The following is a 12805-nucleotide window of genomic DNA, read 5'->3' on the forward strand; positions in this document are numbered from 1 at the left end:
TCCCGCGCACCTCTACAAAACCGCCAGGTAGCGGTCAAGCTCCCAGGTGGACACGTTGGACTGGTACTCGTCCCACTCCGCCTGCTTGGCTTCCACCAGGTAATCGCAGATGTGGTCGCCCAGCGTTTCGCGCATGAGCTTCGAGCGCCTGAACAGCTCGACGGCCTGGCCAAGGCTTTCGGGAAGCGTGCGGAACCCCTGACGGAGCAGCTCCTGACGCGATTGGGTGAACAGGTCGCGGTCCTCGACGGGCACCGGGGGCTCAAGGCCCTCCTCGATGCCGGCCAGGCCCGCCGCCAGCATGACCGCGAAGGTGAGGTAGGGGTTGGCGCTGGGGTCGGGGCTGCGCAGCTCCAGACGGCACGCCATCTCGCGATTAGGACGATAACCGGGCACGCGCACGAGCGTGGAACGGTTGGCGCGAGCCCAGGAAAGGTAGATGGGGGCCTCGCCGCCGGCGAGCAGGCGCTTGTAGGAGTTGACGCAGGGGTTGGTGATCAGGGCGAACTCGGGCGCGTACTTCAAGATGCCCGCGAGGAAGCTTTTCGCGGTTGCCGACAGATGATAGCCTTGCGGGTCATCAGGGTCGAAGAACACGTTGCTGCCATCAAAATCGAACAGGCTCATGTGCACGTGCATGCCACTGCCGGGCGCATCGGAGAGGGGCTTGGGCATGAAGGAGGCGTACACGCCGTGCTTCATGGCGATCTCCTTCACCACCAGCTTGTAGGTCATGACCGCATCGGCCATGGACAGGGCGTCGGTGAAGCGCAAGTCGATCTCGTGCTGGGAAGGGCCGTTCTCGTGATGGCTGTACTCCACCGGGATGCCCATCTTCTCAAGGGTGAGCACGGTGTCGCGTCGCAGGTCGCTGGCGTAATCCAAACTGGTCAGGTCGAAATAGCCGCCGCGATCCAACAGCTCGGTGCCCTCGGCATCTTTAAAGTAGTAGAACTCCACCTCGGGGCCGACGTTGAACACGTACCCCATGTCCTGCGCCTTGCCCACCACCCGCGCCAGCACATGGCGCGGGTCGCCCTCGAAGGGCTTGCCATCGGGCGTGCGGATGTCGCAGAACATGCGCGCCACGGCGTTGCTCTCCGGGCGCCACGGAAGCACCTGGAACGTGGAGGCGTCGGGAAACGCCAACATATCGGATTCCTCGGTGCGGCAAAAGCCCTCGATGCAGCTGCCGTCGAAGCCCATGCCGTCGGCGAAAGCGTCCTCAAGCTCGCTAGGGATGACGGCGAACGATTTCATGCTGCCGAGCACATCGGTGAACCAGAAGCGCACGAAGTGCACATCGCGGCTTTTGATGGTTTTCAGAACGAAATCCTGTTCCGGGTTGGAAGCCATGGACGATTCCTCCTTCGCGCGCCAGGCCATGCAGCGGCGCGGATCCTGACAACTTCTTAAAGGATGATTATATCAGCGCATGTTGCCAACACGTTACGCGCATTACCCATTGCGGAAGCGAATCGAACCCGGGGCTTCCCATCGAAAACGGCATGCGCATACGCGAAGGGCCGCCTCGAAAGGCGGCCCGAAAGCTGTTGAACCTATTTGGTTAGCGCACCGCACCCGGCGAAGGCGCGCACCGTACCAACCGGAGCGCAGAACCCTACGACCTGCGGACGCGCTTGTCGACCAGTCGTGCGACCAAATCGCCGATGGACTGGAACACCTGCACGAGCACGATGCACAGCACGATGGAGGCGATCATGACATCGCCCAGATAGCGCTGGTAGCCGTAGCGGATGGCGATATCGCCGATACCGCCCGCGCCCACCGCGCCGGCCATGGCGGTGTAACCGAACAAGGTGATGACGGTGATGGAGGCACCGCGCACCAGGCTGGGCAGGCTTTCGCGCAGCATGACCTTGCATACGATCTGCCAAGTGTTCGCGCCGAAGCTTTGCGCGGCCTCCACCAGGCCGCCATCGACCTCTGCTAGGCTCTGCTCGACCATGCGGCCCACGAACGGGATGGCGGCCACGGTAAGCGGCACGATGGCGCCGGGAACGCCGAGCGACGTGCCGACCACCAGGCGCGTGAACGGGATGATGGCCACGAGCAAGATGATGAACGGGATGGAACGGCCGATGTTGACGATCCAGCCGAGCACCGTGTTAAGAGCACGCTGGGGCTTCAGACCGTCTTTGGCCGTGATGACCAGGAGCACGCCGAGCGGCACGCCGATAAGGTAGGCGAACAGCGTGGACGCAAGGGTCATGACGAGCGTGTCCACCGTGCCCTGGGCGAACAGGGCGCCATACTGCGAGATGAAGTTGCTGATGTAATCCATTTAGCCCTCCTGGCCCTTCTCCGCATCGCGCTCGATAGCCGCGAGCATGTCGTCGTTGGCCAAAAGCTCGCGCGTGACAGGGCTTTGCGGATTGCCGAACACGGCTGCCGTAGCGCCCTCCTCCACAATGCGGCCATGGTCGATAACGGCCACGCGGTTGCAGATCTTGCAGGCCACGGGCAGCGAGTGGGTGATGACCACCAGCGTGACGCCCAACTCGCGGTTGATGTCCTGCAGAAGCTGCAGGATAGAGGCGGTGGTGCGCGTGTCAAGGGCGCTGGTGGCCTCGTCGCAGAGCATGACCTTGGGGTTGTTGGCCAGCGCGCGGGCGATGGCCACGCGCTGCTGCTGACCGCCGGAGAGCTGGCTGGGATAGCGCTCGGCAAGGTCGGCCAGGCCCACCAGCTCGAGCAGCTCCATGGCACGCTTGCGGGCCGTCTCGCCCTTCTCGCCGCGAAGCTCGAGCGGGAAGGTGACGTTGCGCAATACGGTGCGCTGCTGGAACAGGCTGAAGTTCTGGAAGATCATGCCCACCTGGCTGCGCAGCTCGAGCAGCGCGCGGCCAGACAGGCCCGTGATATCGCGGCCGTCGTAGAGGATGGCGCCCTCGGTGGGTCGCTCGAGCAGGTTCAGGCAGCGGACGAGCGTGGATTTGCCGGCGCCCGAGGCGCCGATGATGCCGAACACGTCGCCATCGTTGATGGTAAGGTTCACGTTGCGCAGCGCATGATGGGCGTTGTCGCCTTCGCCATACGTCTTGCACACGTGCTGCAATTGGATCATACGTTTCCCGATCACTTGGTTGGATACGACGCAACGGGCGCCAAGAGCCCTATTTGCGCGCGCGAATGCGCAACTTCTAATAATAGGCTAAGCTCAAGCCGCGCACAAGGACGGCGTTTGAGGGAAGGCGCCCATCAGCGCGCGAATCCTACGGAGCTCGTGGGGGTTCGCTGTTCGCCGAGCACGACGTGGCGCGGGCTTGGTATACTTGCTTGCATGAATACGCAAACCTACACACAGCGCGCCCAGACGCGCCCGCGCCCCCGCATCGCCGTGGTCACCATGGGCGTCAAGCTCGGCGACGAGACGCGCGGCTACACGCGCTTCCGCGTCCTGTCCGAAATGCTCGTCGAGCAGGGCTTCGATGTGGACCTGATCACCTCGTCGTTCCAGCACTGGGAAAAGGCCCAGCGCAACACCTCGAAGACCTGCTACCAGGGCCTTCCCTACAACGTGGTGTTCATCGACGAGCCGGGCTACACGCGCAACTTGGACCTGCAGCGCATCCACAGCCACCGCGTGGCGGCGAAGAACCTGCGCGAGCGCTTCGAGCGCACCGCGGGCCGCTACTCGCTCATCTACTCCGAGATCCCGCCCAACGACGTGGCGCGCGTGTGCGCGGAATACGCTTCCGAGCACAACATCCCTTATATAGCCGATATCAACGACCTGTGGCCCGAGGCCATGCGCATGGTGGTGAACATCCCCGTGCTCAGCGACGTGGCATTCTACCCGTTCGCCCGCGATGCGAAACGCGTCTACCAGCTGCTCTCCGGCACCGTGGGAACCTCGGATGAGTACACGGCGCGCCCGGCGAAGGACCGCACGACGCCCTACCCCCATGCCACGGTGTACGTGGGCAACGACCTTGCGGCGTTCGACGAGGGCGCTCGCGAGCACATGGCCGACGTGGTGAAGCCCGAGGGCGAGCTGTGGGCCGTCTACGCCGGCACGCTCGGCGCCAGCTATGATCTGGCAACCCTTATCAAAGCGGCGGCATTGCTCGAGAAGCGCCGCGCAGCCCATACCGCCCGCACCGCCGCCGCGGGAACGGCCAAGCAACATCGCCCCTTCCCTCCCGTGAAGGTGAAGATCTTAGGGGACGGCCCCGACCGGCAACGCCTGGAAGAGCTTGCCCGACAGGAAAACGCCCCCGTGGAGTTTTTGGGCTATCAGGACCACGGCAGCATGGCCGCCTGGCTTCGCGCAAGTGACATAACCGTGAACTCCCTGGTGAAAAGCGCGGTCCAGAGCATCGTCACGAAGATCGGCGACTACCTTGCCTCCGGCAAGCCCATGATCAACACCGGCTCTTCGCCGGAATTCCGCAACAAGGTGACCACCGACGGCTTCGGGCTGAACGTAGTGGCCGAAAACCCCGAGGCGCTCGCAGATGTGCTCGAGGAGCTGGCACGCAACCCATCGCTGCGCAAGATCATGGGAGCACGCGGGCGCGCCGTGGCCGAGCGGGAGTTCGACCAGCGAACCTCATACCTTGCCATCGTGAATTTGCTACGCAATCTGATATAAGCGTCGCGGTTTGCGTCATCATCGAATGAAAACCGCCTTGCGTCAGCATGCGTTCATGCACCAGACGCTTAAGCCGGATAGCTAAGGAGATACCATGTCCGAACAGATCCGCATACCGTTTTCCCCGCCCGATATCACCGAGGCGGAAATCGCCGAGGTCGCCGACGCGCTGAGAAGCGGATGGATCACCACGGGCCCGAAGACCAAGCAGCTCGAGCGCGAGCTGGCCGCCTTTTTGGACACGCCGCGCGTAGCCTGCCTGGGATCGGCCACGGCCGCGCTCGAGTGCGCCCTGCGCGCGCTCGGCATCGGCCCGGGCGATGAGGTGATCACGAGCGCCTACACCTACACCGCCAGCTGCTCGCCCATCTGCCACGTGGGCGCGACGCCCGTGCTGTGCGATGTGGCGCCCGACAGCTACGAAATGGATTACGCCCAGCTGGAGAGGCTCATCACCCCGCGCACGAAGGCAATCATCCCCGTCGACTTAGGCGGAGTCATGTGCGATTACGATGCGCTGTTCGACGCCATCGACGCCTTCGGCGGCGCTTTCACGCCCGCAAACGCCCGTCAGCAGGCCATCGGCCGCATCGCCGTGGTCACCGACGGGGCGCATGCGCTCGGCAGCGTGCGCCATGGCAAGCACGCAGGCCAGGTTGCCGACCTCACCACGTTCAGCTTCCACGCGGTGAAGAACTTCACCACGGCCGAAGGCGGCGCCGTCACCTGGCGCGAGGGCCTGTTCGATCCCGATGAGCTGTATCGCGACTTCATGCTCATGTCGCTGCACGGCCAGTCCAAAGACGCGCTCGCCAAGACCAAGGCCGGCGCCTGGGAATATGATGTGGCCTTCCCTGGCTGGAAGTGCAACATGACCGACTTGCAGGCGGGTTTGGGCCTGGCGCAGCTACGCCGTTACCCGGGCATGCTCGCACGACGCCGTCAGATGGTCGCGCGATACACGCGCAACCTGGCCGACCTTGACGTGTCAATCCTGCAGCACTATCGCGCAGCCGACGGCTCCGACGCCTGCAACGCCGATGATGCCGCTGCGCGCGCCGACGTATACCAGGAGTCTTCGAGCGGCCATTTGATGCTCGTGCGCCTGAACGGTTGCGGGCGGCAGCTGCGCGACCGCGCTATCGAGCTGATGGCCGAGGACGGCGTTGCCACCAACGTGCATTACAAGCCCCTGCCGCTGCTCACGGCCTATCGCAACCTCGGGTTCGACATCGCCGACTTCCCCAATGCCCTGGCCCAATTCGAGAACGAGATCACCCTGCCGCTGCACACCAAGCTCACCGATGCGGACATCGACGAGGTATGCCGTTGCCTGCACCAGGCCATCTCGCAGGCGAAGGCGGAGGGTGCGCGCTGATGTACGTACGCTTCGGAAAACGAATCTGGGACATCGTCATCGGGCTCATCGCGCTGCCGTTCGTGCTGCTCGTCATCGCGGTGCTGGCGCCCCTTATCAAACTGGAAGACGGCGGCCCGGTGTTCTACAACGCGCCGCGCGTGGGCAAGGACGGCGTGGATTTCAAGATGTACAAGCTGCGCAGCATGCGCGTGAACGCCCCCGACCTGATCATGGAGGACGGCAGCACCTACAACGGCGCCGACGACCCCCGCATGACCAAGATCGGCGCGTTCATGCGAAAAACCAGCTTGGATGAAATGCCCCAGTTCTTCAATGTGCTGCTCGGCGATATGTCGGTTGTCGGCCCCCGCCCCGACCTGCGCCGCGAGACCGAGCTTTACGAAGGCGAAGAAGGCCTGAAGCTGTCGGTGAAGCCGGGCATCACCGGTTACGCCGCCGTGTACGGCCGCAACTCCCTGCCCTGGAAGCAGCGCCTTTCGCTTGACGTGTATTACGTCAAGCACGTAAGCTTCCTGCTGGACGTGAAGGTGTTCTTCCGCACGTTCGCCACGGTGCTCGGGCAGGAGGGCATCTACGTGGAGGAGGACGAGTCGTAACGCACTCGTTGCATGAGCGATACGCATGACGCGCCCGCTAAACTGCGAGGCGAGCGCCGCAGAATGCCATCGCCGCTGCGAAGGAATCGATTCGCAGCGCTTATCGTCGCTTCACCGTATGCGCTTCGCAAACAACCGAACAGCGCATATGATGCAAGACGATCGAGCCAGGCATATTGCCCGGCTCGATTCACATAGGCGCCGATAACGCGCCTGCACATGAAAAAGCCGCCCGAGGGCGGCTTTTCGTTTCCCTAGTACACCATGCCCATGGCTTCGCGTACTTCTTCCAAGGTTTGGTTCGCAATCTCGTTGGCGCGGTGATTGCCCTCGCGCAGGATGTCCTTCACGTAGTCCATGTCGCCCATAAGCTCCACACGGCGTTCGCGGATAGGAGCCAGGAAATCGTTCACGCTTTCGGTGACGTACTTCTTCAGCTGACCCGAACCGCCGTTGCCGATCTCTTCAGCGATCTCCTGCTCGCCGCGGCCGGTGCACAGCGACGCCGTGGTGATAAGCGCCGACACGCCGGGGCGATTGTCGGGATCGAAGGTGATGAAGCGCTCGGAGTCGGTCTGGGACTTCTTGATAAGCTTCGCCGTCTCCTCGGCCGTGGCCGACAGGCTGATGGCGTTGCCGTAGCTCTTCGACATCTTGCGACCGTCCAGGCCGGGGATGAGCACGGCGTCGGTGAGCAGGCCCTCGGGCTCGGGGAACACGTGACCATAGCGCTCGTTGAAGCGACGGGCGATCTGGCGGGTTTGCTCGATGTGCGGCAGCTGGTCTTTGCCGACGGGCACGATATTGCCCTTGCAGAACAGGATGTCGCAGGCCTGGTGCACGGGATAGGTGAGCAAAAGGCCGGTGAGCGCGTGGCCGGAGGCCTCCTGCTCGGACTTCACCGTGGGGTTGCGCTCAAGCTCGGCCTCGGTGCACAGGGAAAGGAACGGCAGCATGAGCTGGTTGAGCGCCGGCACCTGCGAGTGGGTGAAAATGATGGCCTTCTCCGGGTCGATGCCGCAGGCCAGATAGTCGATGACCATGTTGTACACGTTGTCCTGGATGTTTGCCGTGGTGTCACGGTCAGTGATGACCTGGTAGTCTGCGATGACAATGCGGGAGGTGACGCCAAGGTTCTGCAACGCCACGCGCTCACGGATGGTGCCGAAGTAATGGCCCAGATGCAGCCTGCCCGTGGGGCGGTCGCCCGTGAGCATGCAGTATTTGCCCGGGTTCACGGAAAGGTCGGCGCGAATCTCATCGCTACGTTTCTTGCTGGCTTCGAAGCTATCGCCCATTATGCCCTCACATTCATAGTTAGGCGGGAATTCAGTAGTTGTTCCAGTATAGCGCTTATGCCCGATGTGAGCGCGCACCATCTGCGGCCGTTTCCCAACCGCAGGCATCGCACCGCGGAAAACATGGCACAATGGGAACCATCCGCCAGACGAGAGAAGGAGCGCACCATGGAAAACCCCCGCACCCTTGCATTCGCGCAAACGGCGCAAACCATCATCAAACAGCTTGAGCGCCGCAACATGGAAGGCTATTTCTGCGAAACCTCTGCCGATGCTGTGGAGCTGGTGCGCAAGCTAGTGCCCGCTGGCGCCTCCATCGCCTGGGGCGGCACGGAGACGTTCAAGGAAACGGGCGTGAAGTCCATGCTGGAAGCCAGCGACTACCGCATGATCGACCGCGCGAAGGCGACCACGCCCGAGGAAGCGCGCGAGATCTTGCTGCAGCACTTCGCCAGCGACTGCTTCTTCATGAGCGCCAACGCCATCACGCGCAAAGGCGAGCTGGTCAACATCGACGGCAACTCCAATCGCCTTGCCTGCCTGTTGCATGGCCCGCGCGAAGTATACGTGCTCGTAGGCATGAACAAGGTGGTGGAGGACGTGGACGCCGGCATCAAGCGCATACACACCATGGCATGCCCGCCGAACGCAGCGCGCCTGCACACGGACACACCCTGCGAGCGCACCGGCGTTTGCGGCAACTGCCACGAGGCCGGATGTATGTGCTGCAACGTGGTGGTAACGCGCCACAGCCGCCAAGCCGGCCGCATCAAGGTGATCTTGATCGCCGAGGACCTTGGGTTCTAAATGTTAGTCGGTTAAGCGAAGCTCACTGCGCATAAGCGTAGCTATGAAAATGCCGCCAGATATCCAGGCGGCATTTTCATAGCCCCCATGATTGCCCGTATTGCCGGATTTCGGCGATGACCAGGCGACAAGATGAGGAATGCATGGCCAGCTATCCCATGGGGCGAGCACAACCCGCCGCCAACGGACCGCGACGCTTCCTAATACTAGAAAGATGCAAAAGAAAAGGCCAACGGGACAAGCCATTGGCCTTGAATGTTTTGGTGGGCCCGCCCGGATTCGAACCGAGAACCAAAGGATTATGAGTCCCCTGCTCCACCGTTGAGCTACAGGCCCGCATTATCACGACGGTGCTCGTTTTTGCGAAGCACCCCCTACCGCTTTCGAAGTATGTGCGAAGCTCGGCAAAAACCCGGCTTCGACGCATTTGAAGCATGCGGCATCTCCCGCAAGCTGCCTGCTGCACCCGCTTGAAAGAAAAAGGCCGGAACCACTTGATTCCGGCCTTGTCATTCGTGGTGGTCGCTACAGGATTTGAACCTGTGACCCCCGCCGTGTGAAGGCGATGCTCTCCCGCTGAGCCAAGCGACCGTGTTGCGTACTTCGTAGCGCGCTCGATATATACTACGCGAAAGGACCCTACCACGCAACCCCTGATTTTAACTTTTTTGAAAAAGTTTGGTTGCAGGAATTCTCCGGTATACCTACAATCGAAATAGGGTTTCACTCGACCATTCTTGGTATGGCGTTTTACCCGACCCCCTCCAACAGAAAGAAGAACTATGAAGCAACGCCTAGCACTACGCTGGTGCCTGCTCGCCATCGGGATCGTCGTCATGGCCGCGGGCATCGTCATCGTCACGAAATCGGCTACGGGCAACACCCCGATCTCATCGACGGGATACGTGCTCAGCGTGGCCTTCCCCAGCGTATCGTACGGCGTGTTCATGTTCTTCTGGAACATCTTGCTGCTATTTGGGCAGGTGATCATCCTGCGCCGGCGGTTCCAGCCCCTGGCATTGTTGCAGATCCCCATCAGCGTGCTGTTCAGCTTGAGCATCGATGCGTTCGCAAGCCTGCTTTCCTGGTTCACGCCCTCCAACTACGCCGAATCACTGGGCATGCTCGCCTTCGGCATTCTCACGCTCGCAGCGGGCGTCTCGTGCACGGTCGTGGCAAACGTTGCTATGAACTGCGGGGAGGCCTTGGTAGCAGCCATCACCTCGAAAACCGGGTGGAATTTCGGCCACACCAAGGTCGGGTTCGATATCAGCTGCGTCATCATCGCCTGCGCGGTTTCGCTTGTCACCATGGGACGCGTGATTGGCGTCCGCGAGGGCACCGTAGCGGCCGCGGTTCTCACCGGGTTCGTCGTGAACTTCTTCGTTCGCAAGATGGGCGGTGCGTGTCCTCCTCTGAAAGCAGGCGGGAAAGCGTAACAGGAGTCAACGGCCAGAAGCACGTCACACGAGCAAAGCGGTCGCACCAGCAAAGATATGCATGGTGTAGCGGGAGGGTCTGAAAGCGCATTGCGCAAGGTGCTACGCTTGCTGCAAGATACTAAGCATGGCCGATGCTAGGAGCCTGCATTGCGTTACGCAAGATGGCGCATTCGCCGCTCTTGCACATAGCGACAAAACGGCAGGAGCCTGAAAGCGATGCAGCTTTCAGGCTCCTGCCTTATATAGGGTTAGTTGAACGAGTTAGGCACCGTCCGCTTTACGCGCGCTTCACCAGATAGCACTTATGGATGCGCGGATTGCGCTCGAAATCGTGCGGGATGGTTTGCGCCGTGATGTCCTCGAGCGCAACCCCGTACTTGCCCAGCTGCTCCATATCGGGCTTGAACGAGCGCAGATTGCAGCTGAACACCGCCGTGCCCTCCTTGGTCAGCAAGCGGGAGACGCCCACCAGCAGCTCGACGTGATCGCGCTGCACGTCCCAGGTGCGCTTGCCCATGGATTTCGAGTTGCTGAACGTTGGCGGGTCCACAAAGATCAAATCGAAGCGGCGCGGGCTGCGGCGGCAATCGGTGATCCAGTTCATCACATCGCCGCGCTCGAAGCTGTGCGCACGCCCGGTGAAACCGTTTTGCTCCATGTTACGCTCGGCCCAATCAAGGTAGGTTTGCGACAGGTCGACCGTGACGGTTTCCACCGCCCCGCCCGCCGCGGCCTGGACCGTTGCCGAGCCCGTGTAAGCGAACAGGTTGAGGAAGCGCTTGCCCGCGGCCATCTTGCGCACCATAGCGCGCGTGTCGCGATGATCGAGGAACAGACCCGTGTCCAGATAGCCGGCAAGATCCACCTCAAGCAGGCACCCAGCCTCGTCGACATGCGTGACGTAGTTGCGCTTTCCCGCACCACGGTACTGCCCGCCGCCCTTTTCATGGCAGCGAACCTTCGAGAACACATGGTCGGGGCGAACGCCTAAGACAACCGGGGCCAACGTGAGGATATCATCGAAGCGACGGCGCGCCTTATCGGGGTCGATGGAGCGCGGCGGCGCATATTCTGCGATATGCAGGTACGTATTGCCCGCGGCCTGGCCCGCACCAGTGTACACGTCGATGGCGGCGGAATAATCCGGCAGGTCGGCATCGTAGACGCGATAGCACGTCACGCCTTCACGGCGCGCCCACTTCCGACGCTCCTTGGCAACCTTGCGCAGACGGTCGGCGAACTGCTGCGAGGATTCCTCGAACACCTCTACCTTATGCTCCGCGCCGCCGTTGGCGTCCGGCACCACGGCCTGGGCAAGCTGCGCCGGGGGCCGCATGAACAGCAGCACCTGGGTTTCCACGCGTCCGCGGCCGAAACGCAGGATGTCGGCGGCATCAACGCCGAAGCGTCCCTGCACGCCCTGGCCGCCGGCGACCGCATACAAGCTGCCCGCCGGAACCGCTGCCGCCGCCTTCACGAACGCCGCTGCTTCGGCCTGAGCGCGGGCCTCGGACTGAATGCGGTCGCCTGCCGGCATGTTGGATGCCACCAGGCACGGACACAGCTTATCCTGGCCGGTGTCGGCCGCACGCCTGCTCTGCAGCCGCTCAGCCACATCGCACGCGCGTTTGGCCATATCGACCACGGTATGGGCATCGCCCAGCTCGATGCTGACGACCTGGCGCAAGCCGGCGCGCTTGGCGCGGTTACGAGCACGGGCGATGGCGGGGCTTGAGTTGGTGGCGCCCACGATGCGCACGCGCTCAAGATCGGGGCGGTCGGTTGCTGAGGCGTTCGCCGCACCGGCGCCGCCGACGGCCTCCAGGCCTTCCTCGAAGCGCTCATCGGCCTCGTCGAGCAGGCGTTCCCAAGCAGGTTCGTCGAACGCGGCCCAGCCCATGAAACCCCAGCGGCTGCGCGCCAGGCCCGGAGCCATATCGCACGCCGCCGCGGCAGCCTCCACCACCAGAGAACCGTCGCCGCACGCCGGGTCGACCAACGCAGCGGCGTTGCGCATGCCGCCCCACTCGCACATGGCCAGCACGCCCGCGGACAAGGCGCACTCGAGCGGGGCATCCTGACCCGCATCGGGCTCCAGATACGGGCGCGCATACAGCGATTCGCCGGAAAGGTCCAGCGAAACGGTGGCACGGCTGTCGCGGATGCGCACATCGATGTTGGCGTCGGCGTTGGCGCTATCCACATCGGGGCGCGATCCCGTGCGCTCCCTGAGCGCATCGCAGATGCCGTCCTTGACCTTCAGCTCGGTGAAATGCGTGTTGCGAAGCTCTTCGTTCATGCCGTGCGCGCGAACGGCGATGCTGGCGCCGGACGCGATGACCTCATGCCAGGGGATGCGGCGGATGCCCTCGTACAGCAAGCTGGCATCGCCGGCGTTCACGCGCTTGACCACCAGCGTGACGCGCGAGGCCAGACGAGACCACAGGCACACGCGCTGGGCCACAGCCGCCGTGCCGAAGAACGCCACGCCGCCGTGCAGCGGGCGGATGCGACGGCCGCGCAGGCGCTTGAGCTCGTCGGCAAGATATTGCTCGAACCCGGCCAGGCAGCTGGCGAAGAACTCGTATTCATCGTATGCGGGAGAAGTCATCTGGATGCCTTTCGTGGGCGATGGGTCTAGCTAGGGGCGTTTGCCACCCGAA

10 protein-coding genes and 2 tRNA genes are annotated in these 12805 nt (G+C 62.8%); 5 read left to right on the forward strand and 7 right to left on the reverse strand.

Features of this window, described 5'->3' with window-relative positions; all coding sequences use genetic code 11:
* Positions 1 to 12 precede the first annotated feature (12 nt).
* The 3 genes from DW178_RS05335 to DW178_RS05345 all read right to left on the reverse strand — a co-directional run bounded on the left by DW178_RS05335 (position 13) and on the right by DW178_RS05345 (position 3088).
* Entirely contained in the window at positions 13 to 1356 is a 1344-nt protein-coding gene (locus tag DW178_RS05335; RefSeq protein WP_118350073.1) for a glutamine synthetase family protein, read from the reverse strand.
* Positions 1357 to 1621: 265 nt separating this feature from the next.
* The gene (locus DW178_RS05340; protein ID WP_042433827.1) at positions 1622 to 2305 is read right to left on the reverse strand and encodes a methionine ABC transporter permease; all 684 of its coding nucleotides are present in this window, start codon (positions 2303 to 2305) and stop codon (positions 1622 to 1624) included.
* Positions 2306 to 3088, reverse strand: coding sequence for a methionine ABC transporter ATP-binding protein (locus DW178_RS05345; protein WP_118350053.1), 783 nt, complete (start codon positions 3086 to 3088; stop codon positions 2306 to 2308).
* 216 nt (positions 3089 to 3304) lie between these two features.
* Between DW178_RS05345 and DW178_RS05350 the strand changes: the two genes are divergently transcribed.
* From DW178_RS05350 to DW178_RS05360, 3 genes are all read left to right on the forward strand, one after another.
* On the forward strand, positions 3305 to 4618 hold the full coding sequence (locus DW178_RS05350; RefSeq protein WP_286168526.1) for a glycosyltransferase family 4 protein: 1314 nt from the start codon (positions 3305 to 3307) through the stop codon (positions 4616 to 4618).
* A 94-nt stretch (positions 4619 to 4712) separates the two neighbouring features.
* Entirely contained in the window at positions 4713 to 5996 is a 1284-nt protein-coding gene (locus tag DW178_RS05355; RefSeq protein ID WP_118350054.1) for a DegT/DnrJ/EryC1/StrS family aminotransferase, read from the forward strand.
* A complete protein-coding gene (locus tag DW178_RS05360) occupies positions 5996 to 6595 on the forward strand; it encodes a sugar transferase (RefSeq protein WP_118350055.1) in 600 nt (199 codons plus the stop codon). The genes DW178_RS05355 and DW178_RS05360 overlap by 1 nt, the downstream gene beginning before the upstream one ends.
* 254 nt (positions 6596 to 6849) lie before the next feature.
* On the opposite strand, the gene trpS is transcribed toward DW178_RS05360, so the two are convergent.
* A complete protein-coding gene (gene trpS / locus DW178_RS05365; protein ID WP_118350056.1) occupies positions 6850 to 7893 on the reverse strand; it encodes a tryptophan--tRNA ligase in 1044 nt (347 codons plus the stop codon).
* 168 nt (positions 7894 to 8061) lie between these two features.
* Between trpS and DW178_RS05370 the strand changes: the two genes are divergently transcribed.
* A complete protein-coding gene (locus DW178_RS05370) occupies positions 8062 to 8700 on the forward strand; it encodes a lactate utilization protein (RefSeq protein WP_118350057.1) in 639 nt (212 codons plus the stop codon).
* Between the two features lie 261 nt (positions 8701 to 8961).
* Here the strand turns inward: DW178_RS05370 and DW178_RS05375 are convergent.
* Both DW178_RS05375 and DW178_RS05380 read right to left on the reverse strand, forming a co-directional pair.
* A tRNA-Ile gene (locus tag DW178_RS05375) sits at positions 8962 to 9036 on the reverse strand.
* Positions 9037 to 9216: 180 nt separating this feature from the next.
* Positions 9217 to 9291: transfer RNA gene (locus tag DW178_RS05380), tRNA-Val, on the reverse strand.
* A 191-nt stretch (positions 9292 to 9482) separates the two neighbouring features.
* Between DW178_RS05380 and DW178_RS05385 the strand changes: the two genes are divergently transcribed.
* Positions 9483 to 10139: a YczE/YyaS/YitT family protein gene (locus DW178_RS05385; protein WP_118350058.1), complete on the forward strand. Its 657-nt coding sequence runs from the start codon at positions 9483 to 9485 to the stop codon at positions 10137 to 10139.
* A gap of 280 nt (positions 10140 to 10419) precedes the next feature.
* Here the strand turns inward: DW178_RS05385 and rlmKL are convergent, their stop codons facing one another.
* A complete protein-coding gene (gene rlmKL / locus DW178_RS05390; protein ID WP_118350059.1) occupies positions 10420 to 12753 on the reverse strand; it encodes a bifunctional 23S rRNA (guanine(2069)-N(7))-methyltransferase RlmK/23S rRNA (guanine(2445)-N(2))-methyltransferase RlmL in 2334 nt (777 codons plus the stop codon).
* Positions 12754 to 12805: the final 52 nt, after the last annotated feature.

The organism is Eggerthella sp. AM16-19 (assembly GCF_003474385.1).
In the GTDB taxonomy this organism is placed as follows: domain Bacteria; phylum Actinomycetota; class Coriobacteriia; order Coriobacteriales; family Eggerthellaceae; genus Senegalimassilia.

Bases quoted from the DNA above. Each gene is read 5' to 3' on its own strand.
- DW178_RS05385 (WP_118350058.1), top strand. From the start codon at position 9,483: ATGAAGCAACGCCTAGCACTACGCTGGTGCCTGCTCGCCATCGGGATC.
- rlmKL (WP_118350059.1), bottom strand. From the start codon at position 12,753: ATGACTTCTCCCGCATACGATGAATACGAGTTCTTCGCCAGCTGCCTG.
- trpS (WP_118350056.1), bottom strand. From the start codon at position 7,893: ATGGGCGATAGCTTCGAAGCCAGCAAGAAACGTAGCGATGAGATTCGC.
- DW178_RS05345 (WP_118350053.1), bottom strand. From the start codon at position 3,088: ATGATCCAATTGCAGCACGTGTGCAAGACGTATGGCGAAGGCGACAAC.
- DW178_RS05360 (WP_118350055.1), top strand. From the start codon at position 5,996: ATGTACGTACGCTTCGGAAAACGAATCTGGGACATCGTCATCGGGCTC.
- DW178_RS05355 (WP_118350054.1), top strand. From the start codon at position 4,713: ATGTCCGAACAGATCCGCATACCGTTTTCCCCGCCCGATATCACCGAG.
- DW178_RS05340 (WP_042433827.1), bottom strand. From the start codon at position 2,305: ATGGATTACATCAGCAACTTCATCTCGCAGTATGGCGCCCTGTTCGCC.
- DW178_RS05350 (WP_286168526.1), top strand. From the start codon at position 3,305: ATGAATACGCAAACCTACACACAGCGCGCCCAGACGCGCCCGCGCCCC.
- DW178_RS05335 (WP_118350073.1), bottom strand. From the start codon at position 1,356: ATGGCTTCCAACCCGGAACAGGATTTCGTTCTGAAAACCATCAAAAGC.
- DW178_RS05370 (WP_118350057.1), top strand. From the start codon at position 8,062: ATGGAAAACCCCCGCACCCTTGCATTCGCGCAAACGGCGCAAACCATC.